The sequence below is a fragment of the Pseudomonas sp. GL_135 genome (assembly GCF_057834665.1).
This window is the reverse complement of record NZ_CM174408.1, coordinates 879552-905971: the sequence shown is the minus strand read 5'-3', so window position 1 is coordinate 905971 and position 26420 is coordinate 879552. Positions and strand designations below refer to the sequence as shown.

At 59.2% G+C, this 26420-nt stretch carries 19 protein-coding genes and 2 pseudogenes; 14 read left to right on the top strand and 7 right to left on the bottom strand.

The features are described from left to right. Positions 1-2: 2 nt before the first annotated feature. Both AC3ISG_RS04095 and AC3ISG_RS04090 read right to left on the bottom strand, forming a co-directional pair. On the bottom strand, positions 3-1184 hold the full coding sequence (locus AC3ISG_RS04095) for an amino acid ABC transporter permease (protein WP_122535856.1): 1182 nt from the start codon (positions 1182-1184) through the stop codon (positions 3-5). Between the two features lie 65 nt (positions 1185-1249). Then, positions 1250-2281, bottom strand: coding sequence for an amino acid ABC transporter substrate-binding protein (locus tag AC3ISG_RS04090; protein WP_489298569.1), 1032 nt, complete (start codon positions 2279-2281; stop codon positions 1250-1252). Positions 2282-2771: 490 nt separating this feature from the next. On the opposite strand from AC3ISG_RS04090, the gene AC3ISG_RS04085 reads away from it, so the two are divergent. Together AC3ISG_RS04085 and rhlB are read left to right on the top strand one after the other, a co-directional pair. Continuing rightward, on the top strand, positions 2772-3428 hold the full coding sequence (locus AC3ISG_RS04085) for an alpha/beta fold hydrolase (RefSeq protein WP_122622536.1): 657 nt from the start codon (positions 2772-2774) through the stop codon (positions 3426-3428). 297 nt (positions 3429-3725) lie between these two features. Continuing rightward, positions 3726-5009 (top strand): annotated as a pseudogene (gene rhlB / locus AC3ISG_RS04080) (ATP-dependent RNA helicase RhlB); the annotation flags it as partial. A 175-nt stretch (positions 5010-5184) separates the two neighbouring features. Here the strand turns inward: rhlB and moaE are convergent. The 5 genes and pseudogenes from moaE to AC3ISG_RS04055 all read right to left on the bottom strand — a co-directional run. Continuing rightward, positions 5185-5634, bottom strand: coding sequence for a molybdopterin synthase catalytic subunit MoaE (gene moaE / locus AC3ISG_RS04075; RefSeq protein ID WP_489298568.1), 450 nt, complete (start codon positions 5632-5634; stop codon positions 5185-5187). Position 5635: 1 nt separating this feature from the next. Further along, complete coding sequence (locus AC3ISG_RS04070; RefSeq protein WP_489299453.1) at positions 5636-5881, bottom strand: MoaD/ThiS family protein; 246 nt, start codon at positions 5879-5881, stop codon at positions 5636-5638. Positions 5882-5883: 2 nt separating this feature from the next. Continuing rightward, entirely contained in the window at positions 5884-6369 is a 486-nt protein-coding gene (gene moaC / locus AC3ISG_RS04065; protein ID WP_489298567.1) for a cyclic pyranopterin monophosphate synthase MoaC, read from the bottom strand. Positions 6370-6531: 162 nt separating this feature from the next. Beyond that, positions 6532-7926: a PhoH family protein gene (locus AC3ISG_RS04060; protein ID WP_122535850.1), complete on the bottom strand. Its 1395-nt coding sequence runs from the start codon at positions 7924-7926 to the stop codon at positions 6532-6534. 387 nt (positions 7927-8313) lie between these two features. Then, positions 8314-9489 (bottom strand): annotated as a pseudogene (locus tag AC3ISG_RS04055) (polysaccharide deacetylase family protein); the annotation flags it as partial. A 183-nt stretch (positions 9490-9672) separates the two neighbouring features. Between AC3ISG_RS04055 and yaaA the strand changes: the two are divergent. The 12 genes from yaaA to AC3ISG_RS03995 all read left to right on the top strand — a co-directional run bounded on the left by yaaA (position 9673) and on the right by AC3ISG_RS03995 (position 26420). Then, positions 9673-10452 (top strand): peroxide stress protein YaaA, encoded by a 780-nt coding sequence (gene yaaA / locus AC3ISG_RS04050; protein ID WP_272630319.1) that lies wholly within the window; start codon positions 9673-9675, stop codon positions 10450-10452. 1000 nt (positions 10453-11452) lie between these two features. Further along, entirely contained in the window at positions 11453-12769 is a 1317-nt protein-coding gene (locus AC3ISG_RS04045) for a nucleotide sugar dehydrogenase (protein WP_122535847.1), read from the top strand. A 129-nt stretch (positions 12770-12898) separates the two neighbouring features. Then, on the top strand, positions 12899-14380 hold the full coding sequence (gene alg8 / locus AC3ISG_RS04040) for a mannuronan synthase (RefSeq protein ID WP_122535846.1): 1482 nt from the start codon (positions 12899-12901) through the stop codon (positions 14378-14380). A gap of 53 nt (positions 14381-14433) precedes the next feature. Then, positions 14434-15606: an alginate biosynthesis protein Alg44 gene (locus AC3ISG_RS04035; protein WP_122535845.1), complete on the top strand. Its 1173-nt coding sequence runs from the start codon at positions 14434-14436 to the stop codon at positions 15604-15606. Positions 15607-15608: 2 nt separating this feature from the next. After that, a complete protein-coding gene (gene algK, locus AC3ISG_RS04030) occupies positions 15609-17021 on the top strand; it encodes an alginate biosynthesis TPR repeat lipoprotein AlgK (RefSeq protein WP_122535844.1) in 1413 nt (470 codons plus the stop codon). Then, positions 17018-18523, top strand: a complete 1506-nt coding sequence (locus tag AC3ISG_RS04025) for an alginate export family protein (protein WP_489298566.1) — start codon at positions 17018-17020, stop codon at positions 18521-18523. The genes algK and AC3ISG_RS04025 overlap by 4 nt, the downstream gene beginning before the upstream one ends. Before the next feature lie 27 nt (positions 18524-18550). Then, complete coding sequence (gene algG, locus AC3ISG_RS04020) at positions 18551-20185, top strand: mannuronan 5-epimerase AlgG (protein WP_489298565.1); 1635 nt, start codon at positions 18551-18553, stop codon at positions 20183-20185. A 13-nt stretch (positions 20186-20198) separates the two neighbouring features. Continuing rightward, positions 20199-21638, top strand: coding sequence for an alginate O-acetyltransferase (locus AC3ISG_RS04015; protein WP_489298564.1), 1440 nt, complete (start codon positions 20199-20201; stop codon positions 21636-21638). A gap of 7 nt (positions 21639-21645) precedes the next feature. Beyond that, positions 21646-22791: a mannuronate-specific alginate lyase gene (locus tag AC3ISG_RS04010; RefSeq protein ID WP_122536133.1), complete on the top strand. Its 1146-nt coding sequence runs from the start codon at positions 21646-21648 to the stop codon at positions 22789-22791. Between the two features lie 190 nt (positions 22792-22981). Next, positions 22982-24544, top strand: coding sequence for an MBOAT family O-acyltransferase (locus AC3ISG_RS04005; RefSeq protein ID WP_122535840.1), 1563 nt, complete (start codon positions 22982-22984; stop codon positions 24542-24544). A 10-nt stretch (positions 24545-24554) separates the two neighbouring features. Then, positions 24555-25730, top strand: coding sequence for an alginate O-acetyltransferase (locus tag AC3ISG_RS04000; RefSeq protein WP_272630331.1), 1176 nt, complete (start codon positions 24555-24557; stop codon positions 25728-25730). A 33-nt stretch (positions 25731-25763) separates the two neighbouring features. Then, a complete protein-coding gene (locus AC3ISG_RS03995) occupies positions 25764-26420 on the top strand; it encodes an alginate O-acetyltransferase AlgF (protein ID WP_122536132.1) in 657 nt (218 codons plus the stop codon).

The window sequence follows — 26420 nt, the reverse complement described above, 5'->3', positions numbered from 1 at the left end:
CCTCACCGCTCGATCAGCGCAATGCGCTTGTTGTACCAGTTCATCAGCAGGGAAATGCTGATACTGATCGCCAGGTACACGCTCATGGTGATGGCAATGACTTCGATGGCCTGACCGGTCTGGTTGAGCACGGTACCGGCGAACAGCGAAACCATTTCCGGGTAACCGATACCGGCGGCCAGCGACGAGTTCTTCGCCAGGTTCAAGTATTGGCTGGTCAATGGCGGGATGATCACTCGCAGCGCCTGGGGAATGATGACCTTACGCAGCGTCGGCCCTGGACGCAGGCCCAGCGAACGTGCCGCTTCGGTCTGGCCGTGACTCACCGACTTGATGCCCGAGCGTACGATCTCGGCGATAAACGCCGCCGTATAAACTGTCAGGGCCAATGTCAGCGCCAGCAGTTCAGGGATCAGTACCCAGCCGCCGACAAAGTTGAAGCCTTTCAGTTCAGGAACCTCCCAATGCACCGGTGCACCGAAGATCAGCGCGCAGAGCGCCGGGATCACGATGAACAGCGCAAGGCCTGCCCAGAACTTGTGGAACGGTACGCCCGTGGCTTCGAAGCGCTTGTTCGCCCAACGCGTCATGAACACGATGGCAACAATGGCCAGCACTACGCTGATCACGAACGGCCATGCCGCATCGGTAGCAATCGCGGCCGGCATGTTCAGGCCACGGCTGCTGACGAAGAACGAGCCGAGAAAGCCGTGGGCAGCCCGCGGCCCTGGCAGGGTCAGGAACACCGCGAAATACCAGAACAGGATCTGCAGCAGCGGTGGAATGTTACGGAAGACTTCAACGTAAACCGTCGCCAGCTTGTTGATGATCCAGTTGTTGGACAGACGCGCGACGCCGACGATGAATCCCAGCAGGGTCGCAAGGACCACGCCGATGAATGTCACCAGCAGCGTGTTGAGCAATCCGATCAGGAAAACCCGCGCGTAGGTGTCCGACTCCGTAAACGGAATCAGGTGCTGCGCGATGCCGAAGCCGGCACTGTTTTCAAGGAAACCGAAACCTGAGGTGATACCCCGGTGTTGCAGGTTGGTCTGGGTGTTATCGAACAGATACCAACCCATCGCGACTACGGCGACAACCGTAATTATCTGAAATAGCCACGCACGCACTTTAGGGTCGCTGAGGCTGAGCCTCTGCTTGGGTGCGCTGATTTGATTTTGCATGGAGTGCCCCGGAAGAAATGCAACAAAGCGCCCGGCTGCAATTCACGCAGCCGGGCGCAGGTCAATCAACGCACAGGTGGTGCGTATTGAATGCCGCCAGCGTTCCACAGAGCGTTCTGACCGCGAGCGATCTCCAGAGGAGTGGCTGCGCCCAGGTTCTTCTCGAAGATTTCGCCGTAGTTACCGACTTGCTTGACGATCTGCACGACCCAGTCTTTCTTCAGTTTCAGCTGACCGCCGTACTCACCGTCGGCACCCAGCAGACGAGCGACGTCCGGGTTCTTGGTGGACTTGGCTTCGGCTTCAACGTTTTTCGACGTCACGCCTGCTTCTTCCGCGTTCAGCAGCGCGTAGCCCACCCAGCGAACAACGGTGGTCCAATCTTCATCGCCACGTGCGACAACAGGACCCAGCGGTTCTTTGGAGATGGTTTCAGGCAGAACGACGTAGTCCTTCGGCGAGGCCAGCTTGGAGCGCTGTGCGTAGAGCTGGGACTTGTCGGAGGTCAGTACGTCGCAACGACCGGATTCCAGCGACTTGGCGCTTTCGTCGGAGGTGTCGAACGTGATCGGGGTGTACTTGAGGTTGTTGGCGCGGAAGTAGTCCGACACGTTCAGCTCAGTGGTGGTACCGGCCTGAATACAGATGGTCGCGCCGTCCAGTTCCTTGGCACTTTTCACGCCCAGCTTGCTGTTGGCCAGGAAGCCAACGCCGTCGTAATAAGTGACGAAGCCCGGGAAGACCAGGCCCATGCTCGCATCACGGGAGCTGGTCCAGGTGGTGTTACGCGACAGGATGTCGATTTCGCCGGACTGCAGCGCGGTGAAGCGCTCTTTGGCGTTCAGCTGGCTGAACTTGACCTTGGTCGCGTCGCCAAACACCGCGGCAGCCACAGCGCGGCAGAAGTCGGCGTCGATGCCCTGGATCTTGCCGCTTGCGTCTGGAACCGAGAAGCCTGGCAGACCGTCACTGACGCCGCACTGAATAAAGCCCTTCTTCTGAATGGCGTCCAGCTTGGCACCCGCTTGAGCGAACCCGGTCAGGCCGAGCGCTGCAGCGGCGGCCACTACAGCCAGGGTGGATTTCAACATCTTCATTCAAACCTCCAGTTTGCTCTTTGTTGTGTAGGAGCCTTAGCCCCGTCGCACCCTTGTGAGGCATTCATGACCCGTGTTGGCTTGTTTTTGGGTCAGGCGACGTTGAACCCGTTGGCCGCCACCGGCGCCAGGCATCTGGTCATCCCGTGTTCGGCCTGTTGCGAGCCCTGCAGACTGAAGCCCCATGATGTCCTTGAACCCCGAGGTTCAAAGCGAATCGTGCCCGGAATCCTGCTCGATGATTCCATGCTGCCCCTGACGCAACACTCGGCTGTCTGCTTGATAGCCTATTAGTGTTACCGCCCGAGGTGAGCGCCTTCACTCCGCGGGTTGTGTAGCAAAGCCCGTACCACCATGCTGGCAATGTCGAATTAGCGACAGGTCAAGATCAAAACTTGTAACCTTGCGACATCTTTCCTACATCCGCACACGACCCGACGCACCGCCTTAAAGCGCTGCGCCAGAGGCGTCGCACACTAATGGAGCACACATGACTGAACCGTTGATCATCGAGCCGGAATTGGCAGTCGATGCCTGCGTGATCTGGCTGCATGGCCTGGGCGCTGACCGCTATGATTTTCTGCCAGTCGCCGAGATGCTGCAGAAGGCGCTGAAGACCACGCGTTTCATCCTGCCCCAGGCGCCGACCCGTGCCGTCACCATTAACGGTGGCTACGCGATGCCCAGCTGGTATGACATCAAGGCCATGAGCCCGGCCCGCGCCATAGACAGCGGCGAGCTGGAAGGCTCGGCGCAAGACGTCATCAAGCTGATCGAACAGCAACGTGACAGCGGCATCGACCCGGCCCGAATCTTCCTGGCGGGGTTTTCCCAAGGCGGCGCCGTGGTGTTGCACACTGCCTTCCTGCGTTGGGAAGGCCCCCTCGGTGGCGTGCTCGCGCTGTCCACTTATGCACCGACGTTCAGCGACGAAATGAGCCTGTCCGCCAGCCAGCAACGCATCCCGGCCTATTGCTTGCACGGCAGCAATGACCCGGTGGTGTTGCATGCCATGGGGCGAGCGGCTTACGAGCATCTGAAGGCCCAAGGCGTCACCGTGACATGGCAGGAATACCCAATGGAGCACGAAGTGTTACCGCAGGAAATTTCCGACATAGGTGTCTGGCTCGCGGATAAGCTTCGCTAGTCCACTCATTTGATCCTTCCAATTACGTTGCGGATTTGCTAGGACACTACGCCGCGCCGGGTTCTTGCTTTACACTCCCCGGCGTACATTCCTAAATCAATCGATGAGATGACCGTGCTCAAAGCACTTAAAAAGATGTTCGGAAAAAGCGAGGCTGAGCCGCTCGCACCTGCTGCTCCCCTTCCCGTCCCCCAGCGCCAGACCGAAAGCGTCTCGCGGGAACCGTCAGCAGCAGAAGTGCACGTGCCAATGCCAGAGCATTCGGCAGTCACTGCACCGCCCGTCACTTCGCCCACCAGGGCGGAACGCCCGCGCCGCGAACGTGCACCCAAGCCTGTCGTTATTCCCTGGAAACCCGAAGACTTCGTCGTCGAACCCCAGGAAGGCAAAACCCGTTTCCACGATTTCCCCCTCGCCCCTGAATTGATGCACGCCATCCAGGACCTGGGCTTCCCGTACTGCACGCCCATCCAGGCGGGCGTTCTGGGTTACACCCTCAAAGGCCGCGATGCCATCGGCCGCGCCCAGACCGGCACTGGCAAGACCGCCGCGTTCCTGATTTCCATCATTACCCAGTTGACCCAGACGCCTCCGCCGAAGGAGCGCTACATGGGTGAGCCCCGTGCGCTGATCATTGCGCCGACCCGTGAGCTGGTGGTGCAGATCGCCAAGGACGCCGAGGCGCTGACCAAGTACACCGACCTCAACGTGATGACGTTCGTCGGCGGCATGGATTTCGACAAGCAGCTTAAACACCTCGAAGCCCGCCACTGCGACATCCTGGTCGCCACGCCTGGCCGGTTGCTGGACTTCGCCCAGCGCGGCGAAGTGCACCTGGACATGGTCGAAGTCATGGTGCTGGACGAAGCCGACCGCATGCTCGACATGGGCTTCATCCCTCAGGTCCGCTCGATCATTCGCCAGACCCCGCACAAGGGCGAGCGTCAGACGCTGCTGTTCTCCGCCACCTTCACTGAAGACGTGATGAACCTGGCCAAGCAGTGGACGACGGATCCTGCGATCGTCGAGATCGAATCGCTGAACGTCGCCAGCGACACGGTCGAGCAACACATCTATGCCGTCGCCGGCGCCGACAAGTACAAGCTGCTGTTCAACCTGATCAATGATCACGGCTGGGAGCGGGTGATGGTCTTCGCCAACCGCAAGGATGAAGTGCGACGCATCGAAGAGCGTCTGGTGCGAGACGGCATCAATGCCGCGCAGTTGTCAGGCGACGTGCCGCAGCACAAGCGCATCAAGACGCTCGAAGGCTTTCGCGAAGGCAAGATTCGCGTGCTGGTGGCCACTGACGTGGCGGGTCGCGGGATTCACATCGACGGCATCAGCCACGTGATCAACTTCACTCTGCCGGAAGTACCGGACGACTACGTACACCGCATCGGACGGACCGGTCGTGCAGGCGCTGATGGCGTGTCGATCAGCTTCGCCGGTGAAGACGACTCGTATCAGCTGCCGTCGATTGAAGAGAAGCTGGGTCGCAAGATCAGCTGCGAAACGCCGCCAACCGTGTTGTTGCGGCCGGTGGTGCGTGTGCAGCGGGCGATTCCTGCGGCGGAGTAAGTCACTTGGCGCGTTGTCCGCGCTGACTGCGAATCACTGGAAATTCCAAGCGCGGTGGCGTGCCTGGCACCCTGTGGGAGTGAGCTTGCTCACGAAGGCTGCAGTCGGGTCACTACCGATTCAGCTGCCCCGGCCTCTTCGCGAGCAAGCTCGCTCCCACATGATGAGTCGCGGGTTACTTCCAGCGATCCGCAGCCTTGTGATCGCTGTCGCGACCCTCAACCCAGCGCGGCCCTTCTGAAGTGTTTTCCTTCTTCCAGAACGGCGCGCGGGTTTTCAGGTAGTCCATGACGAAATCGCAGGCCTCGAACGCGGCCTGGCGGTGGGCGCTGGCGGCCGCGACGAACACGATAGGCTCACCCGGCGCCAACTCGCCCACCCGATGAATCACTTCCAGCTTGAGCAACGGCCAGCGCTGCTGCGCTTCACTGACGATCTTGAGCAGCGCTTTCTCGGTCATGCCGGGATAGTGTTCAAGGAACATCCCCGCCACGTCACGTCCATCGTTGAAGTCCCGCACGTAGCCGACAAAGCTGACCACCGCACCCACGCCGACGTTGGCGTCGTGCATGGCATTGACTTCAGCCCCCGGATCGAACGCATCGGGTTGCACTCGCACGCTCATATCAGCCCCCGGTGACGGTCGGGAAAAACGCCACTTCATCGCCCGGCTCGACAGCCGTGTCCAGCGGGCACAGCTCTTGGTTGCGGGCACACATGATGCCTCTCTCGCTCAGCACCTCCCACACACCGCCACGCTCAAGCAGATGCTGGCGCACCGCGTCGACGGTGGCGAATGCGCCTTCGAGGTTCTCGCTCTCGGTGCCGAGGGTTTCGCGAAAACGCGCAAAATATTGGACGTGTACGTGAATGGTCATTGGGCGCTCACCTGCTCATCAGCGATGAAATGTCCGCTTTTGCCACCGAGCTTTTCAAGCAACCGGACGTGTTCGATGGTCATGCCGCGGTCAACCGCCTTACACATGTCGTAGATGGTCAGGGCCGCGATGCTCGCGGCGGTCAGCGCTTCCATTTCCACCCCGGTCTGGCCGGAGAGTTTGCAGCGGGCAAGGATATGCACGGTGTTTGGGCTTTCTGCGGTGAGTTCGACCTTCACGCCCGTGAGCATCAGCGGATGGCAAAGGGGAATCAGATCGCTGGTTTTTTTCGCGGCCTGAATGCCGGCGATGCGCGCGACGGCAAATACATCCCCTTTGGGATGTCCGCCTGCGACGATCATTTGCAGGGTTTCGGGCAGCATGCGCACGCGCGCTTCGGCCACGGCTTCACGGAACGTCACGTCTTTTTCAGTGACGTCGACCATGTGGGCGCGACCTTGGGAATCGAGATGAGTGAGCACGGGATGACTCCTGAACAGGAGCGGGGATTGTAGGGAGTTAGGGCTAGAAGCCACAAGCTGCAAGCTACAAGCTACAAGCTACAAGCTGACGACCGTTAGTGGACGCCGGCTAGCAGCTTGCGGCTAGAGGCTAGAGGCTAGAGGCTTGAGGCTGATGTCAGTTTACAAATGGCTCTCCGCATATTCGGCCAGGATCGAGCGTGGAACACCTTGCAGACTGATGTGCACGCCGTTGGGGAAGTCCTTGAAACGCTCCGTCAGGTAAGTCAGCCCCGAGCTGGTGGCCGACAGATAAGGCGTGTCGATCTGTGCCAGGTTACCCAGGCAGACCACCTTGGAACCAGCGCCTGCACGGGTAATGATGGTTTTCATCTGGTGCGGTGTGAGGTTCTGGCATTCATCGATCAGGATCAGGCTCTGCTGGAAGCTTCGACCGCGAATGTAGTTGAGGGATTTAAACTGCAGCGGCACCTTGCTGAGGATGTAATCGACACTGCCATGGGTGTTTTCGTCATCCATGTGCAGCGCTTCCAGGTTGTCGGTGATCGCGCCAAGCCATGGTTCCATCTTTTCCGCTTCGGTACCGGGCAGAAAGCCGATCTCCTGGTCGAGCCCCTGCACGCTACGGGTGGCAATGATACGGCGATAACGCTTGCTGACCATGGTCTGCTCGATGGCAGCGGCCAGGGCGAGAATGGTCTTGCCCGAACCGGCCGCGCCGGACAGGTTGACCAGATGAATATCCGGATCGAGCAGCGCGAACAGCGCCAGCCCTTGATAAATGTCGCGCGGTTTCAGCCCCCACGCTTCCTGGTGCAGCAGCGGCTCTTGATGCATGTCCAGCAACAGCAGCTCGTCAGGCTTGACGCCCTTGACCCAACCGACGAAGCCTTGCTCATCAATGATGAACTCGTTGATGTGCACAGACGGAATCTGCTCGATCATCTGCACTTTGTGCCAGGTACGGCCGTGATCCTGACGGGTATCGACTTTGCTCACCCGGTCCCAGAAAGAGCCGGTCATGTTGTGATAACCGCGGGACAGCATCGACACGTCGTCAACCAGTTGGTCGGTGCTGTAATCCTCGGCCTCGATGCCGCAGGCCCGCGCCTTGAGGCGCATGTTGATGTCTTTGGTGACCAGTACGATGCGCGTGTCCTTTTTCCGCGCATGCAGGTCGATCAGCTGATTGATGATGATGTTGTCATTGAGGTTGTCAGGCAGGACCCGGTTGGGCTCTTGCCGCTTGTTCATGAGGATGGACAGGTAACCCTTGAAAACGCCTGTACCGCGATCGATCGGTACGCCTTTTTCGACCTCCTCCGGGGTCGCTTCGCCGAGTGTCTTGTCAATCAACCGGATCGCCTGCCGACATTCAGCAGCCACCGAGTGCTTGCCCGCCTTGAGCTTGTCCAGTTCTTCCAGGACGGTCATGGGGAGTGCAACGTGATGTTCTTCGAAATTCAGAAGCGCATTTGGATCATGGATCAATACGTTGGTATCGAGCACGTAGAGGATTGGCTGGTTAGAGGAAGGGGTGCGTCCGTGGTCATCCATACTCGCTCACCTTTGTAGTAGCCAAGTGACGCAACACACAGCGATGCTGCGCCACGAAAAGGCCGCCGAGGCTTTCCCCTTGAGGCAGGAGAAAATTGCGCAAAGTGGGTCTGGGATGACGCCACCTGTGTTGCAGGGTTCGGCGGTCTGTTGTCGTAATACCGCAAAACCGATGACATAAAAACGCGTTTCGGCGCTTTTTGAGGTTTATTTCTCAAGGGGCACATTAGGCCTTGGCGGATGGGTCAGCCGCGTTTAAAGTCGGAAGTCCGGTCCGGGACAAATCCTCAGAAATTTCCCACCTCCCCCTCGTCATTCCCCTTCTTTCACTGGCGGCACTGTCTGCTCAACCGCTGCACCCGGCTGCTCGGCTGGCTCCTCTACGGCGTCATCGTCCGGCGCGTCAGCCTCGTCATCCTCATCTTCTTCGTCCGCCAACTGCTGCGGATAGATATGGCAGTCCTCCCACATCACGCCGCTTTGCGCGGTATTGGCCATCAGCCACGGCACCGCCTGCTGCGCCTTGTCCGTGCTGTCATGGAACACCACGTTCCCGCGCCGCCACAGCAGCATCAGCGTAAGCACCCGATTGGCAGCCTGCTCAGCGCTGATGCGTCCGGTGCTGTCCTGGGAATCGATGTTCCACAGCGAAACACGCAGCTGCTGATCCCGGAAGAACGACGCGCTGTCGGCACGACGATGGCCGTAAGGCGGGCGAAACAGCGGCACGAAATTGTCCGGCAGCACCTGTTGGACCAGTGCGGCGGTGCGCTCTATGGAGTCTTGCCAGTCGCGCCAGTGGGCATGGGACCTGAACTCCCAGCCTTGCAGGCCGACGCATTGCTGCCGGTAGACGTTTTGCAGCGCCTGAGCCGAGGTGCTGTCCAGACGACTCTGCAGGCTTTTGCCCAGAACGAAGAAGGTCGCGGTGATTTTCTGCTGGCGCATGAAATCAGCCAGCCAGTCGGTGGCGCCATCGGCGACGGTCGGACCACTCTCGAAATTGAGCAGGAAGGTCCGGTCCGGCATTTCTTCGCCGCTGAGCTCGTCGGAGTTGTAGCGCTCGATCTCGCTGCTGGTCTGCGGGAACAAGGCGGCCATGCGCAACAGTTCGTTGAGATAGCGCTGGTTGAAGGCATCGGCCGGCGCGGCCCACTGCGCATAAAAGGAATCATCGGCCACTTTGTACTCGGCGGCACGCTGGCGCAGCATCGGTACGTCATCAACCAGTACACAGAAGGACGCGTCGGCTCCGCAGGTTTTTTCAGCGAAGGTCCAGTTCTCGAACAGGCGCGTCCATAAGCGTGTGCGGATCAGGTTCACCGTCGGCAGGTTGATCTGGCGCAGGCCCAGGCGCGCACTCAGCTGGGCGTCGCTGAGGCTTTCGCTCTCCAGCAACTGATGGGCGAAGCTGAGAATTTGCGCGCGCGAAGCGACGTCGAACAGCTGCGGCGTTTCCAGTGCCTCCGGCCAGACTGCGCGATCCAGCATCGCAATTTCGCCCGTGGCCGCCTGTGCGTTGAGCCCCAATAAACAGGCTCCAATCAATACCAGCATGCGCAACACGACGTGCTCCCAATCCTTGATAAAGAGGCCGAAAACCGGCGAGGCACTATAGCGGATTTGCCTCAGACCAGAATGCCGGATTCCGGCACCGCTTCCGCAGGATGGCGCCTATCGACACCATAGCTGGAGTGATAAGCACGCAACCCCTAGAATCGCCCGACGATCAAAGGAGCCCTGCCCATGCTGATGGTGATTTCCCCAGCCAAAACCCTCGACTTCGAAACGCCGCCTACTACCAAGCGCTACACCCAGCCGCAATTTCTGGATCACTCCCAGGAGCTCATCAGCCAATTGCGTGACCTGACGCCAGCACAGATCGGTGAGCTGATGCACCTGTCCGACAAGCTCTCCGGCCTCAATGCCGCCCGCTTCGGCAGCTGGAATCCGGCGTTTACGCCTGAAAACGCCAAACAGGCGCTGCTGGCCTTCAAGGGCGACGTGTACACCGGTCTCGACGCCGACACCCTTAGCGCAGCTGACCTCACTTACGCCCAGAAGCACCTGCGTATGTTGTCCGGGCTTTATGGGCTGCTGCGTCCTCTGGACCTGATGCAACCGTATCGGCTGGAAATGGGTACAAAGCTGGCGAACGCAAGGGGCAAGGATCTTTACGCATTCTGGGGCGACCGCATCAGCGAATGGCTCAACGAGGCGCTGAAAGAACAAGGCGACGACGTGCTGCTCAACCTGGCGTCGAACGAATATTTTTCAGCGGTCAAGCGGCCGGCACTCGATGCCCGGGTGATCGAAACCGAGTTCCGCGACCAGAAAAACGGTCAGTACAAGATCATCAGCTTCTACGCCAAGAAGGCCCGGGGCATGATGGCTCGCTTCGTGATTTCCGAGCGCATCAGGAAGCCCCAGGACCTGATGCAGTTCGATGCCCACGGCTATCGCTACAGCAAAGAGCAGTCCTCTCCAGGCAAGCTTATTTTCCTGCGGGATGAGCAAGACGCCTGAGCTTCACCGCCCTGAACGTTCGCCAGTCAGCGTCGCCCGTTTCCACTTCATGGCGGGCAACGCGACGGCATTCAATCCCTTCTTCGGTGCACTTCCCAAGACACAAGTGTCACCACTTTAGTGTGCATGCTGTGACCCCATCATTCGAATGTGTCCATCCATCCAACCGGAAGCAAAGAAAAACAGTGACGTTGTTCGCGAATTCCCACACTAACTTAGTTCATAACCGACCGGTTGCGCGGACGAACGGTAGTGCTGCCGGCTAATTGGCGCCAACTTAAAGTCAAAATTTAACGCGTTCTTTTTTTCTCAAAAATTTAACAACTTTTTTTGCAGATTTTCGCCCCGTCGTTTGAACGAGAGGCACTCCAGGCTTGATACCGACGAAAGCCCTGCAAACTAAGGCTCGGACCATCATCGCCAGCACGGCGGAACCTGTCCGAAACCGCTCAGTGTTACGAAAAATCTCAAAAAGAGGACGAGCGGCCCGGAACTTATGGGGAATGCCCACGCTCCTACATCCCGTAACAATTCTCGTCCCCCATGTAGGACATCTCTTACATGGCACATGGACAGATCTGGAAGTTGCTTCTCAACGAAGTTAGACCCATGGGTCAAGTGGTACGTACAAGGAGTCACGCACCAAACTAGTTGAAGTGAATTGAGCTAGCACCATTCGGGTGCCCGCAGTCGTGAATCGGGGCTGATTCATCGGGAGACGGCCAAAAGCCTTGTCCTGGAACGCCTGAGCATGACGCGCAAACCATCCGCTGGAGTGCCTGCCACATCCCAGATCGGGAACCTATATAAATATGTATGGGCTACTCGACACTTTTGATCTGTAACATTCGGGTTTGCCTTTCATATAGGTAACTCACCCCTTAATTCTGCCTGTGCTTGTCACGCGACATTCATTGCCGCGCGTACGAGTGCGCAAAAAAAGTTGTAAGACAGTTTTTATATTCGGCCAACTAATGGCGTAAACATCGAGGAGATTACTATGCGTATCAGCATCTTTGGTTTGGGCTATGTCGGTGCAGTCTGCGCAGGCTGCCTCTCGGCGCGTGGTCATGATGTTGTTGGCGTTGACATCTCCGCCGCCAAGATCGACCTGATCAACAAAGGCAAGTCACCAATCGTTGAGCCAGGTCTGGGCGAGTTGCTGGAAACCGGCATCAAGACCGGCAAGCTGCGCGGCACCACCGATTTCTCCGAAGCCATTCGCGACACTGATCTTTCGATGATCTGCGTCGGCACGCCAAGCAAGAAGAACGGCGATCTGGAGCTGGACTTCATTGAGTCGGTCTGCCGCGAAATCGGCTTCGTACTGCGTGACAAGAGCACCCGTCACACCATCGTCGTGCGCAGCACCGTTCTGCCGGGCACCGTCGCAAACGTTGTTATCCCTATCCTCGAAGACTGCTCGGGCAAGAAAGCCGGCGTCGACTTCGGCGTAGCGGTCAACCCTGAATTCCTGCGTGAAAGCACCGCGATCGCCGACTACGACCATCCTCCGATGACCGTCATCGGCGAATTCGACACAGCGTCCGGCGACGTTCTGCAGTCCCTGTACGAAGAACTCGACGCACCGATCATCCGCAAGGACATCGCCGTTGCCGAGATGATCAAGTACACCTGCAACGTATGGCACGCGACCAAGGTCACCTTCGCCAACGAAATCGGCAACATCGCCAAGGCAGTCGGTGTCGACGGCCGTGAAGTGATGGACGTGGTCTGCCAGGACAAGGCTCTGAACCTGTCGCAGTACTACATGCGCCCAGGCTTCGCTTTCGGCGGCTCCTGCCTGCCGAAGGACGTACGCGCCCTGACCTACCGCGCCAGCACCCTGGACGTTGAAGCTCCCCTGCTCAACTCCCTGATGCGCAGCAACGTTTCCCAGGTTCAGAACGCTTTCGACATCGTTGCTGCCAGCAACACTCGCAAGGTTGCCCTGCTGGGTCTGAGCTTTAAGGCCGGCACCGATGACCTGCGCGAAAGCCCACTGGTCGAGCTGGCAGAAATGCTGATCGGCAAGGGCTACGACCTGAGCATCTTCGACAGCAACGTCGAATACGCTCGCGTCCACGGCGCCAACAAAGACTACATCGAGTCCAAGATCCCGCACGTTTCGTCCCTGCTGAACTCGGACTTCGACGCGGTCATCAACAACTCCGACGTGATCATCCTGGGTAACCGCGACGAGCGCTTCCGTGCACTCGCCAACAACGCGCCAGCCGGCAAGCGTGTGATTGACCTGGTGGGCTTCATGAAAGGCACCACCACCGAAAACGGTCAAATCGAAGGTATCTGCTGGTAACACACAGCGAGCTGCAAGCCACGAGCTGCAAGTTTCAGGCTTCATCCCTCCCGTCCCGGGCGTCAGCGCCTGCGACGGGAGGTTTGAAGCTTGCGGCTTGAGGTTGCAACTGACTTAGGGATACACACTATGCAAAGGCTGAAGCACGGCTTCCTCCAGGCCGCAGGTTGGCTGTTTTATCTAACTTTGCTGGCTGCCATTGCCATGGCGCTGCCTGCATCGCTGTTTGACTCGCATTCCAAAGATTTCATTTTCCTGATCGGTATCGTCGGCATCTGGCGCTACTCGATGGGCGCAACGCACTTCGTGCGCGGCATGATCTTCCTGTACATCGTCTACCCGCACCTGCGCCGTAAAGTGCGCAAGCTGGGCAAGGCAGCCGATCCGTCCCACGTGTTCCTGATGGTCACCAGCTTTCGTATCGATGCGCTGACCACCGCTCAGGTGTACAGCTCGGTGATCCGCGAAGCCATCAACTGCGGCTTCCCGACCACCATCGTGTGCTCCCTGGTGGAAATGTCCGACGAGCTGCTGGTCAAGGCACTGTGGGCCAAGTACAACCCGCCGGAGCACGTCAAGCTCGACTTCGTGCGCATCGCCGGTACCGGCAAGCGTGACGGTCTGGCGTTCGGTTTCCGCGCCATCTCCCGCCACATGCCGGACGACCGCGCCGTTGTTGCGGTGATCGACGGCGACACCGTTCTGGCTGAGGGCGTGGTGCAGAAAACCGTGCCGTGGTTCCAGCTGTTCGGCAACGTCGGCGGCCTGACCACCAACGAGTTCTGTGAAGTACGTGGCGGCTACATCATGAGCGAGTGGCACAAGCTGCGTTTCGCTCAGCGCCACATCAACATGTGCTCGATGGCGCTGTCCAAGCGCGTGCTGACCATGACCGGCCGTATGTCGGTGTTCCGCGCCACCGTGGTGACGGACCCGGCATTTATCGCCGACGTGGAAAGCGACTCGCTGCAGCACTGGCGTCTGGGCCGCTTCAAGTTCCTGACCGGCGACGACAAGTCCAGCTGGTTCAGCCTGATGCGCCTGGGCTACGACACGTTCTACGTGCCGGATGCCGCGATCAACACGGTTGAGCACCCGCCGGAAAAAAGCTTCCTGAAGGCCAGCCGCAAGCTGATGTACCGCTGGTACGGCAACAACCTTCGGCAGAACTCCCGCGCATTGGGTCTTGGCGTTGGTCGTCTCGGCGTCTTCACCAGCATCGTGCTGTTCGATCAGCGCGTGTCGATGTGGACGTCGATCCTCGGCCTGACTGTCGCCATGCTGGCAAGCCTGAAATTCGGTATCGAATACCTGCTGGCGTACCTGCTGTGGATCGGCATCACCCGCCTGATCCTGACGCTCCTGCTGTCGTGCAGCGGACACAAGATCGGCCCTGCCTATCCGATGATTCTCTATTACAACCAGATCGTCGGCGCACTGATGAAGATCTACGTCTTCTTCCGTCTCGACCGACAGTCCTGGACCCGCCAGGACACAAAACTGAGCCGCGACATGGCCAGCTTCCAGGGTTGGTTCAACACCTGGTCGTCGCGGACCATGACTTTCTCGGCTGGCAGCATCTTCGTTGCCGTGCTGCTGACAATGGTCTGACCGGGCCTCTGACCGAAACAATGGATCAACTCGATTAATCAGGAATTACCACCATGAATACAGCCGTGAATGCCAATGTCGTACATGAATCCGAAGCCCAGCGTCAGCACGCACGGGTCAAGATCCCGGCCAAACTGCGACTGCTCAATGGTCAGCCGAACGCTCCGCTGGTGCGTGTCGAAGACCTTTCTGCAGGCGGTCTGAGCTTTGTTGCTCCTGCCAACCTGCGCCCAAGCGTCGGTGAGGTCATCAAGGGTCGCCTGCAGTTCCTGATCGATAACCTCGGTCTGGCAATGGACGTTGCCCTGCAGGTCCGCACGATCGATTCGAGCACCGGCCGTGTCGGCTGCCAGTTCCAGAATCTCGAAACCCAGGACATCTCGACCCTGCGTCACCTGATCACGTCGCACCTGTCGGGCGATCTCATCAGCATGGGTGAAGTGCTTGCGACCCTGCAGCGCGACAACTTCACCAAGGCACGCAAATCCAAGGACAGCGGCAGCGGCCTGAGCGCGTTCGGTCGTCTGCGCGCCGTGACCTTCAGCGTCGGTATCTTCGCCGTCGGTTTGATTGCTTTCGGCTTCGTCGCCAAATCGGTCTACGGCATGTATTTCGTCAGCCACTCCACGTCTGGCCTGGTCAGCGTGCCGAGCCTGGATGTAACGATGCCCCGCGAAGGCACCGTGACCAGCCTGGTCGCTCCGAACGGCAACGTCGCGAAAGGTGCTCCGCTGGCGACCTTCAACACCAGCATGCTGGACATGTTGAAAGGCAACCTGGACCCGGATGAAATGCAGCCGGCCAAAATCGAAGAGCTGTTCGGTCGTCAACTGGCCGGCACCATGACCAGCCCGTGCGATTGCGTCGTGGCCAAGCAACTGGTCGCCGACGGTCAGTACGCAAGCAAAGGTCAGGTGATCTTCCAGATGGTCCCGCGCAACGTCGCCGCCAATGTCGATGCTCGCTTTACCTACCGTCAGTTCGCCGATGTACAGCCGGGCGCTCGCGTGACCTTCCAGGTCGCTGGCGAAGACGGCGATCACAGCGGCAAGATCGTCAGCGCTACGGCCCTGAGCCCTGCTGACCTGTCTTCCGATATCCGCGTTCAGATCCAGCCTGACGAAGCCATCAATAGCAGCCTGGCAGGTCGCCCGGTTGAAGTGGTGAGCACTCGAGGCCCGTCGCTGAACTGGTTGATCGATAAAGCCACGGCGGCAGGTTTCTAAACATGGCTAGCCCACTACGAAGCTTGTCAGCCCCTACATTGTTGAGCCTGGCGATCGCTATCGGTTTGGGCGGCTGTGCCGGCCTGCCCGATCAGCGCCTGGCAAACGAAGCCCTGAAACGCGGCGACACCGCGATGGCGGAGCAAAACTATCGGCAACTGGCGGACCTGGGCTATAGCGATGCACAGGTCGGCCTCGCGGATATCCAGGTGGGTACCCGCGATCCGGAGCTGATCAAGCAGGCCGAGGCGACGTATCGCGCTGCAGCGGCCACTTCGCCCCGGGCGCAATCGCGCCTGGGCAAGTTGCTGGCGGTCAAGCCGAACTCCACCGAAGCCGAGCAACGTGAAGCCGAGGGCTTGTTGAAGAAGGCCTTCGCCAATGGCGAAGCCGGCACGCTGATCCCCTTGGCGATGCTCTATCTGCAATACCCGCACACGTTCCCTAACGTGAACGCGCAGCAGAAGATCAACGAATGGCGCGCTGGCGGTTATCCGGAAGCGGGTCTGGCCCAGGTGCTGCTGTATCGCACCCAAGGGACCTACGACCAGCATCTGGGTGAAGTCGAAAGCATCTGCAAGCAAGCGCTGCGCACCACTGACGTTTGCTACACCGAGCTGGCGACGGTCTACCAGAAGCGCGGCGAAGCCGACAAACAGGCTGCGCTGATCGAGCAGATGCAAAGCGGCTACGCCATGGGCAGCGTACCTGCCATGCGGGTCGACAGCGTCGCTCGCGTGCTGGCGGATTCGACCCTCGGCAAGCCGGACGAAAAGACCGCGCAATCGCTGCTGGAGAAAGTTGCCCCCGGTTACCCCGCTTCGTGGGTCAGTCTGGCGCAATTGCTGTACGACTTCCCCGAACTGGGTGACGTCAACAAGATGATGGAATACCTGGACAACGGCCGTGCTGCGGATCAACCGCGCGCCGAGCTGCTGCTGGGCAAGCTGTATTACGAAGGCAAGCTGGTCTTGCCGGATGCGAAGAAAGCCGAAGAGCACCTGACCAAGGCGGCTGCGACGCAAATCTCCGCGCATTACTACCTGGGTCAGCTTTATCGTCGGGGTTATCTGGGCCATCCAGACCCGCAGAAAGCTGTTGACCAGCTGCTGACCTCCGCACGCGGTGGCCAGAACAGCGCCGACTTCGCCCTCGCGCAGTTGTTCTCGCAAGGCAAAGGTATCAAGCCTGATCCGGTCAACGCATGGGTCTTCGGCCAACTGGCACTGGCTCAAGGCACGCCGCAAGCGACGGATCTTGCGCAACAACTGAACGAACAATTGCCGCCTGAGAAGCGCGCCCAGGCGCAAAGCCTTCTCCAGCGAGAACAGCAGGTCCGCGGCACAACCGCTCAAAACGCGTTGGCCTTGCAGACACTGCAAGAAGAAAAAGACGGCGGGGACGCACCTCTATGAAGCTTAAGTTGAACCCTCTGATGGCGGCCGGATTCGGTCTGGGCTTCTCCCTGATCTGGGCCACGCCGACACTGGCGGCCCTGACCGACACTCAGAATTTCGGCATCGAAGTCAAAGCGACGGGCCAGATGGAAGACGACCGTGACCTCGGCACCCGCAGCGGTGGCGACGTCAACGGTGTCGGTCTGGATCTGCGCCCGTGGGCGTATGGCGAGTGGGGCAACTGGAGCGGTTACGCGATGGGCCAGGTCGTCACCGCGACCGACACCATTCAGACCGACCCGCTGGATCAGCAGGTCACTGACTCAAACGGTCAGAGCGCTCAGCGTTCGCGCAGCACTTCGAATAGCCGCAAGGTTGACGACAGTTATGCTGCGCTGCGTGAGTTCTGGATCGGCTATAGCGGTTTCACGCCCTACCCTGGCGAGATACTCAAAGTCGGTCGTCAGCGCCTGCGTAATGACGATGGCCAGTGGCACGACGTCAACATCGAAGCGGTGAACTGGACCTTCGACACCACCCTGCTCAAGGCAGAAGTGGGTGCCGCACAGCGTTTCAGTGAATACCGTACCGACCTGACCGAACTGTCGGCGCGAGACAAAGATCGCTCGCACCTCTATGGCGACGTGGAGTACCAGTGGACGCCAGGACAATGGGCAGGCATTCGTGCTCACCACAGTCATGACGGCGGCAGCCTGAAAAGTCAGGGTGAAGCCATCGACGATCTGGACAAGACCACCCGTGGCGACCTGACCTGGCTGGGTCTGCAGGCCAACAGCGACGCGTACAACTACCGCAACCTGAACACCGTCAACTATTGGGGCAGCCTGACCTGGCTGACCGGCGATCGTGACCGCATCGGCACCACTTACGACCCTGTTGGCGATCAGTACGTGGCCGGTGAGAAGAACAACCAAAACGTCAACGGCTGGGCGACCGACCTGGGCCTGCGTTTCCGTCTGGACCCGATGTGGCAGGTGGGCGGCGCCTACTCCCGCGCCAGCAAGAACTACGAGCAGAACGGTCTGGAAAGCAACCGCTCGAACTGGACCGGTACCCGCTCGCGCGTGCATCGCTTCGGTGAAGCGTTCCAGGGCGAAATGGCCAACGTAGAGTCCGGCTCGCTGTTCGCCTCCTGGCAGATGCAGGACGAATACGACGCCTCGCTGATCTACCACAAGTTCCGTCGTGTCGACGGCCATTCGGGCATCGGCGGCGCGGGTGTGAACCCTGCTCAGGAAAATGTCGACTCCGATGGCGTCAGTACTTTTGCTTCATTGCCGCTGGAAGACGGTCGCAAGGACCTGGGCCAGGAAATGGACCTTGTCGTCACCAAGTACTTCAAGCAAGGCCTGCTGCCGGCTGCGGTAAGCCAATCGTTCGACGAGCCATCGGCGCTGATTCGTCTGCGTGCGGGCGTGTTCAAACCGGGCGATGCGTATCACAGCGGTGTGGACGATTACATGCACCGCGCCATCGTCGACGTCATCTGGCGCTTCTGATGCAAGCCGCGATAGGAGTGCAATGAGATGAACAGTCAAGCAAGCAGATTGCGTTACCGGGCATGGCCGTATGCCCTGCTGGAAAGCGCTGTGCTGAGTAGCGCCTTGCTGCTCGCCAGCACTGCGGCCATGGCCAATAGCCCGCTGCCGGTGCCCGCCCCGGCGGCGCATCCGGCCGACAACAAGGTTGAAGTGGTCAAAGGCCTGCATCAGGCCAAGACCTACACCATCAGCAGCCCGCCCATCGAGCCGCTGTTGATGGACAAACCAAAACTGCCTGACCTCTCGGGGTACACCCAGCAGGCCATGCAGAAGAAGATCGTGCGCAGCAAGCCGGGCAAGGTTGCGATCAAACGCATGATGCAGGAAGACTCGCTCAAGGAATTCATCGGCGGTGACAACAAGATGGCCGAATGGGTAGCCCGTCAGCACGGCATCCCACAGGCAATCTTCATCGAAGACGGCTACATGACGTTGCAGGACCTCGCCAAAAAGGTGCCTAAACAGTACTTGAGCGAAACCTCGCCGGGCGTCTACTTGGCACGTCTGCCGATCGTCGTCGGCAAGAACGGCATCTTCGAAGTCGACAAGAAAACCACCGAGCTGCGCCTGTCTCAGGACGCCGGTGCGTTTCTGGTCAACGACAACCTGCTGTTCATGTCGGACACCAAACTGACCGGCTGGAGCGAGAAGTCCAACGGGCCGTCGACGTTCAAGGCGCCGAAGGAATTCCGTCCGTTCCTGCTGTCCTGGGGCGGTACCCAGACCTACATGTTCAACACCAAAGTGGCGAGCCTGGGTTACAACAACAGCAAGTCGTACGGCATCAGCATTTCCCAGTACACGCCGAACATGAAGGCTCAGATGAACCGCGCCGAGCCAACCGGCTGGATCGTCAATTCTGACTTCTCGGACATGTGGTACGGCTTCTACTGCTATGAAACCCGTGACTTCGTGGTGAAGGGCAGCACCTACCACGACAACATCATTTACGGCATCGACCCCCATGACCGTTCCCACGGTCTGATCATTGCCGAAAACACGGTGTACGGGACCAAGAAAAAGCACGGGATCATCGTATCCCGTGAGGTGAACGACAGCTTCATCATCAACAACAAAACCTACGACAACCACCTGTCCGGCATCGTCCTTGACCGTAACAGCGTGAACAATCTGGTGGCATACAACGAGATTTACCGCAACCACACCGACGGCATCACCCTGTATGAAAGTGCCGACAACCTGCTGTGGGGCAATCGTGTGTTCGCCAACAAGCGTCACGGCATCCGGGTTCGCAACAGCACCAACATCAAGCTGTACGACAACCTGGCCATCGGTAACGGTTTGATGGGCGTCTACGGCCACATCAAGGACCTGTCGGACACTGACCGCGACATCAAGCTCGACCCGTTCGATGCTGAAGTCTCGCTGGTACTTGTCGGTGGCGAACTGACCTCCAACGGTTCAGGCCCCCTGTCCATCGACTCGCCTCTGAGTGTCGAGCTGTACAAGGTCTCGATGCTTGCACCGACCAAATCCAGCGGGATCAGCTTCAACGGTGTACTGGGCGAACGTCAGGACGAAATCCTCGATCTGCTGGTGCGCCAACAGAAAGCCGTGTTGATCGACCCGGTCGAAAGCCAGAAACAACTCCGGGACTGAGGAAGATATTTCTATGCACGCACATTTGATCAAACTGCTCAGCCTCTCGGGCCTGACCGCTGCACTGTTCGCCGCCAGCAATGGCGCGTATGCAGCGGACACCACTGCCCCGAGCTTCACGGCCGAGCCTTGCTGCAGCCTGTGCCCTGAGGCACATGACGAGAAGAACTACGTCAGCCGTTATCAGCAAAACTTCACCACCCTGGTCCAGGCGCAGGGCGACTGGCTGTTCCGGACCCGTGAAGATCTTCGCACCGAATTCGACACCACGCCTGAAGGCTATCGCCGCATGCAAATGCTCCACGATGCCTTCAAGAGCAAGGGTGTAGAGCTGGTGGTCGTGTATCAGCCGACCCGCGGGCTGGTTGATCGCAACAAGCTGTTCCCGGCTGAACGTGACAAGTTCGACTACAACAGAGCGCTGCGCAACTACCAGGCCATGCTCGGCCGTTTCGCAAAAATGGGCTACACCGTGCCGGACCTGTCGCCGTTGACCAACGAGCAACAGGCCCACGATTTCTATTTCCGCGGTGACCAGCACTGGACGCCGTACGGCGCTCAGCGCACAGCAAAAATTGTCGCTGACTCCGTGAAGAAGATGCAGGCCTTTGCAGGCATTCCGCGCCGTGAATTCGAGACCCACCTGTCAGGTCGCATGGGCAAGAAGGGCACTCTTCACAATATGGCCGGTCAATTGTGCGGCACGAGCTATGCCATCCAGTACATGGACCAGTTCGAGACGGAACCCAAAGGCGAAGCCGCCGACGGCGACCTGTTTGGTGACTCCGGCAATCCGGAAATCACCCTGGTCGGTACCAGTCACAGCGGGAAGAACTACAACTTCTCCGGCTTTTTGCAGGAATACATTGGTGCTGATGTGCTGAACGTCGCCTTCCCGGGCGGCGGCCTTGAAGGTTCGATGCTGCAGTACCTGGGCAGCGAAGACTTCCAGAAACACCCACCGAAGATTCTCATCTGGGAATTTTCGCCGCTTTACCGCCTGGACCAGGAGACCATCTATCGCCAGATGATGTCGCTGCTGGACAACGGCTGTGAAGGCAAACCGGCGGTCATGAGCGCCAGCACCACCCTTAAACCAGGGATCAACGAGTTGCTGGTCAACGGCAAAAACGGCATCAAGGATGTGCGCAACGGCAGTAATCAGATCGACATCAAGTTCGCCGACAACTCAGTGAAAACCCTTCAGGCGCGCCTCTGGTACATGAACGGTCGCCACGAAGACTTGAAGATCGAAAAACCTGAAACATCTGAAACCGACGGGCGCTTCTCCTTCGAACTGCGCGACGACAAGGACTGGGCTGACCAGCAATTGCTCGCACTGGAAGTGCAGGGTCCCGAAGCGGGCACTGCGCCACAGCAGGTCGAAGCGAAAGTATGCAAACGCAACGTGTTCCCGAATGTCGCGCATCAAACCGCGCAAGCCGGGTTATGAGGCTCTTATGCACACTCCAAAACTGATGCTCCCTACCCTTCTGTCGCTGGCGATGATGTCTTCGGCGCTGTTCGCCACAGGCGCCAGCGCTGCATCGACACTCGTGCCGCCGCAGGGCTACTACGAAGGTGTCGAGAAATTCAAGACGGGCCAGGGCAAGTTCAGCTGTGACTCGATCCCGCAACCCTATACCGGCCCGCTGCAGTTTCGCAGCAAATACGAAGGCTCGGACAAGGCCCGCGCCACGCTGAACATGGTTTCGGACCAGGCCTTCCGTGACGCGACCAAAGACATCACGAGCATGGAGCGCGCCACCAGCAAAGTGGTGATGCAGTACATGCGCGACGGTCGTCCGGAGCAGCTCGATTGCGCGCTCAACATGCTGACCACCTGGGCCAAAGCCGATGCGCTGGAATCCACCGACTTCAACCACACCGGCAAGTCGATGCGCAAATGGGCACTGGGCAGCATGTCGTCCGCCTACCTGCGCCTGAAGTTCTCCGAATCGCATCCTTTGGCCACCCGCCAGCAGGAAGCGCAGGTGATTGAAGCCTGGTTCAGCAAACTGGCGGATCACGTCGTCAGCGACTGGAACAATCTGCCGCTCGACAAGACTAACAACCACTCGTACTGGGCGGCCTGGGCCGTGATGTCCACGGCAGTCGCGACCAATCGCCAGGACCTGTTCGATTGGGCGGTGAAGGAATTCAAGATCGGCGCCAATCAGGTCGATCCGCAAGGGTTCCTGCCGAACGAGCTCAAGCGCAAACAGCGTGCGCTGGCGTACCACAACTACGCACTTCCGCCTTTGGCCATGATCGCGAGTTTCGCCCAGGCCAACGGTGTCGATCTGCGTCAGGAAAACAACGGCGCCCTCAAGCGTCTGGGTGATCGAGTGCTGGCTGGCGTGAAGAACTCAGGCAGTGAATTCGCCGCCCGCGATGGCGAAAAGCAGGACATGACGGACCTGAAAACCGACATGAAATTCGCCTGGCTTGAACCGTACTGCTCGCTGTACGACTGCGGCCCGGATGTCCTTGAGCAGAAACACAAGATGCAACCGTTCAAGAACTTCCGCCTCGGCGGCGACCTGACCCGCACTTATGACCCAACGCACGACAAGGGTGACAAGGGCGACAAGGGTGGTTCGTAAGAGCAGCAGAGGCTGAAGTGGGAGCGAGCTTGATCGCGAAGGGGCCATGAGAGGCACCCATTTATTTGCGAGTAGGCTCGCTCCCACAGGGTAGTTCCGGGTTAAACCGAACATGTTTCACCCCTCCACTTTTCGTGGGGGGTTTGGGGGGGCTCCGGCCCTTGATGTTGGACAAATGGAGAGATAAAGGATGGTTTTCTCATCCAACGTGTTCCTGTTCCTGTTCTTGCCGGTGTTTCTCGGCTTGTACTACCTGAGCGGGCAACGCTATCGCAACCTGCTGCTGCTGGTCGCCAGCTACGTGTTCTACGCGTGGTGGCGAGTGGATTTCCTGGCACTGTTCGCAGGTGTGACGCTGTGGAACTACTGGATCGGCCTGCGCGTAGGCGCCGCCGGGGTCAGAACCAAACCCGCACAGCGCTGGCTGCTGCTCGGCGTGGTGGTCGACCTGGGCATTCTTGGCTACTTCAAGTACGCCAACTTCGGCGTGGACAGCATCAACGCAATGATGACGTCGATCGGCCTTGAGCCGTTCATCCTCACCCATGTGTTGCTGCCGATCGGTATCTCGTTCTACATCTTCGAGTCCATCAGCTACATCATCGACGTCTACCGTGGCGACACGCCGGCAACGCGCAACCTTATCGACTTCGCAGCGTTCGTGGCGATCTTCCCGCACCTGATTGCAGGGCCGGTATTGCGCTTCCGCGACCTGGTTGATCAGTTCAACAACCGCACGCACACCCTCGACAAGTTCTCCGAAGGCTGCACGCGGTTCATGCAGGGTTTCATCAAGAAAGTCTTCATTGCCGACACGCTGGCAGTGGTCGCCGATCATTGCTTCGCCCTCCAGAATCCGACGACGGGTGACGCATGGCTTGGCGCGCTGGCGTACACCGCTCAGTTGTACTTCGACTTCTCCGGCTACAGCGACATGGCCATCGGCCTGGGTCTGATGATGGGTTTCCGCTTCATGGAAAACTTCAAACAGCCTTACATCAGTCAGTCGATCACCGAGTTCTGGCGTCGCTGGCACATCAGCCTCTCGACCTGGCTGCGTGACTATCTGTACATCACGCTGGGCGGCAACCGTGGCGGCAAGGTCGCGACCTACCGCAACCTGTTCCTGACCATGTTGCTGGGCGGTTTGTGGCACGGCGCCAACATCACTTACATCGTCTGGGGTGCCTGGCACGGTGTGTGGCTGGCGATCGAGAAGGCCATCGGCCTGAACACGGCACCGCGCACGTTCAACGTCGTTCGCTGGGCGTTCACCTTCCTGCTGGTGGTCATGGGCTGGGTCATCTTCCGCTCGGAAAACCTGCACGTTGCCGCTCGTATGTATGGCGCCATGTTCAGCTTCGGCGATCTCGGTCTGTCGGAACTCAACCGTGCCAGCCTCACCGGCCTGCAAGTGGCAACCCTGGTCGTGGCGTACATCACTCTGGCCTTCTTCGGCCTGCGTGACTTCTACCGCAACCGCGCCCCGGCCAAGCCGACTGACAAAGCCGTGCAGGCCGATGGCCCTGCCGCTGCCGAGCCAGGCCTGATCAAGGCCGTGCCGGGCGACAAGCCAGGCAGCATTCATCAACCGGGTTACATCGTCGGCACCGAAGCGCAGGTTCAGCCTGCCTACTGGACCGTCGACTGGTCGCGCTATGCCATGCGCGCCCTGATCCTGCTGATGTTCGTTGCCTCAATACTGAAACTCTCGGCGGCCAGTTTTTCGCCGTTCCTTTACTTCCAGTTCTGAGGAGCCTGACATGACCCGTTCATTACGTTTCCTCTACATCTTCCTGTTCCTGGCAATTCTGCTGGTGCTGGGCCTGTGGTCGCTGCGCAGCTTCATCGGTTTCTCGACGTCGAAAGAAACCACCGTGCTCAATGGCCACTGGACCAAAGCGGTGGAAACCCATTACGACGAAGAATTCCCGATCAAGCGCCTGGGCACCAACCTCTGGGCGGCGCTGGACTACAAGGTGTTCAACGAAGGTCGTCCGGGCGTGATCCTGGGCAAAGACCAGTGGCTGTACACCGACGAAGAGTTCGACGCCGTTGCCAACAGCGAGCAGAACGAAGCCGACAACCTGGCGATCATTCAGGGCGTGCGTGACACCCTGAAAAAGCAAGGCACGCAATTGGTACTGGCGATTATCCCGGCCAAGACCCGTCTATACCCGGAGCACGTCGGTGACAACAAACCGGCCACGCTGCACACCGATCTGTATCAGCAGTTTCATGCTCAGGTGAATCAGGCTGGCATCCTCGCCCCTGATCTGCTGACGCCGCTGCAGGGCGCCAAGGAGAAGGGCCAGGTATTCCTGCGCACCGACACTCACTGGACGCCAATGGGCGCCGAAATTGTCGCCCAGCAGTTGGGTGACGTGATCAGCAAGCAAGCGCCGCTGAACGTTGAACCGCAGAACTTCGTCACCGAAGCCAAGTCGACCGAACCCTACAAGGGCGATCTGACCAACTTCCTGCCGCTGGACCCGCTGTTCACCAACCTGCTGCCCAAGCCGGATGACCTGCAGCAGCGCAGCACCAACCCGGCCCAGGCTGACGCCGAAAGCGGTGATGCCCTGTTCGCAGACAATTCGGTTGCGGTGGGTCTGGTCGGCACCAGCTACAGCGCCAACCCCAACTGGAACTTCGCCGGTGCGCTGAAACAGGCCCTGCACGCAGACGTCGTGAATTACGCCGAAGACGGCCATGGCCCGATCCTGCCGATGCTCAAGTATCTGCAGACCGACGCCTTCAAGAGCAGCCCGCCGCAGGTGCTGATCTGGGAATTCCCGGAACGCTACCTGCCCGCTCACAACGACCTGACCGAGTTCGACCCACAGTGGATCGCTGAACTCAAAAAGGCCCGTGACCCCCAACAGAATCTGGCGGACAACGCCAACAACTCCAAGTCGCCCACCCGGGCGCAAAACTGAGAGGACTCTTTGACTATGACTTCGCAGAACCCAATGCCAGTTCGTTCGAGCAAAACCAACCTGCTGAAAACCTGCGTACTGGCCGCGAGCCTGGGCTTCGTCTCCCTTTCCGCATTCGCCGGTGGCGACGCCGCCCTGTATGGCCCGACCGCACCAAAAGGCTCGACCTTCGTGCGTGTTTACAACGCCAGCAGCAGCGAAATCTCCGCCAGCGTTGGCAACACCAGCCTCAACGAAATCGGCCCATTGGCCAGCAGTGACTTCGGCTTCATGCCACAGGGCGACTACACCGCCAAAGTCGGCAGCCAGTCGCTGCCGGTGAAACTGGCCAGCGATCACTACTACACCATCGTCAACAATACCTCGGGCGCGCCGCAGCTGGTAGAAGAGCCGCCGTTCAAGAACAAGCAGAAGTCCCTGGTTCGCGTCCAGAACCTGAGCGACAAGGCGCTGACCCTGAAAACGGCTGATGGCAAGACCGACGTGGTCAAGGCTGTGTCTGCCAAGGGCACCGGCGAGCGTGAAATCAACCCGGTCAAAGTCAGCTTCGCGCTGTTTGACGGCGAGAAGAAAGTCGCCGACCTGAAGCCGGTTGCACTGGAGCGCGGTGAAGCTGCCGTTCTGTATGTCACTGGCAGCGGCAGCAGCCTGTCGCCAGTCTGGGTCAAGCGTCCGACGGGCACTCAGTAA

Coding starts and splice junctions, on each gene's coding strand:
- AC3ISG_RS04095 (WP_122535856.1), bottom strand. CDS start 1,184: ATGCAAAATCAAATCAGCGCACCCAAGCAGAGGCTCAGCCTCAGCGAC.
- AC3ISG_RS04090 (WP_489298569.1), bottom strand. CDS start 2,281: ATGAAGATGTTGAAATCCACCCTGGCTGTAGTGGCCGCCGCTGCAGCG.
- AC3ISG_RS04085 (WP_122622536.1), top strand. CDS start 2,772: ATGACTGAACCGTTGATCATCGAGCCGGAATTGGCAGTCGATGCCTGC.
- moaE (WP_489298568.1), bottom strand. CDS start 5,634: ATGAGCGTGCGAGTGCAACCCGATGCGTTCGATCCGGGGGCTGAAGTC.
- AC3ISG_RS04060 (WP_122535850.1), bottom strand. CDS start 7,926: ATGGATGACCACGGACGCACCCCTTCCTCTAACCAGCCAATCCTCTAC.
- yaaA (WP_272630319.1), top strand. CDS start 9,673: ATGCTGATGGTGATTTCCCCAGCCAAAACCCTCGACTTCGAAACGCCG.
- AC3ISG_RS04045 (WP_122535847.1), top strand. CDS start 11,453: ATGCGTATCAGCATCTTTGGTTTGGGCTATGTCGGTGCAGTCTGCGCA.
- alg8 (WP_122535846.1), top strand. CDS start 12,899: ATGCAAAGGCTGAAGCACGGCTTCCTCCAGGCCGCAGGTTGGCTGTTT.
- AC3ISG_RS04035 (WP_122535845.1), top strand. CDS start 14,434: ATGAATACAGCCGTGAATGCCAATGTCGTACATGAATCCGAAGCCCAG.
- algK (WP_122535844.1), top strand. CDS start 15,609: ATGGCTAGCCCACTACGAAGCTTGTCAGCCCCTACATTGTTGAGCCTG.
- AC3ISG_RS04025 (WP_489298566.1), top strand. CDS start 17,018: ATGAAGCTTAAGTTGAACCCTCTGATGGCGGCCGGATTCGGTCTGGGC.
- algG (WP_489298565.1), top strand. CDS start 18,551: ATGAACAGTCAAGCAAGCAGATTGCGTTACCGGGCATGGCCGTATGCC.
- AC3ISG_RS04015 (WP_489298564.1), top strand. CDS start 20,199: ATGCACGCACATTTGATCAAACTGCTCAGCCTCTCGGGCCTGACCGCT.
- AC3ISG_RS04010 (WP_122536133.1), top strand. CDS start 21,646: ATGCACACTCCAAAACTGATGCTCCCTACCCTTCTGTCGCTGGCGATG.
- AC3ISG_RS04005 (WP_122535840.1), top strand. CDS start 22,982: ATGGTTTTCTCATCCAACGTGTTCCTGTTCCTGTTCTTGCCGGTGTTT.
- AC3ISG_RS04000 (WP_272630331.1), top strand. CDS start 24,555: ATGACCCGTTCATTACGTTTCCTCTACATCTTCCTGTTCCTGGCAATT.
- AC3ISG_RS03995 (WP_122536132.1), top strand. CDS start 25,764: ATGCCAGTTCGTTCGAGCAAAACCAACCTGCTGAAAACCTGCGTACTG.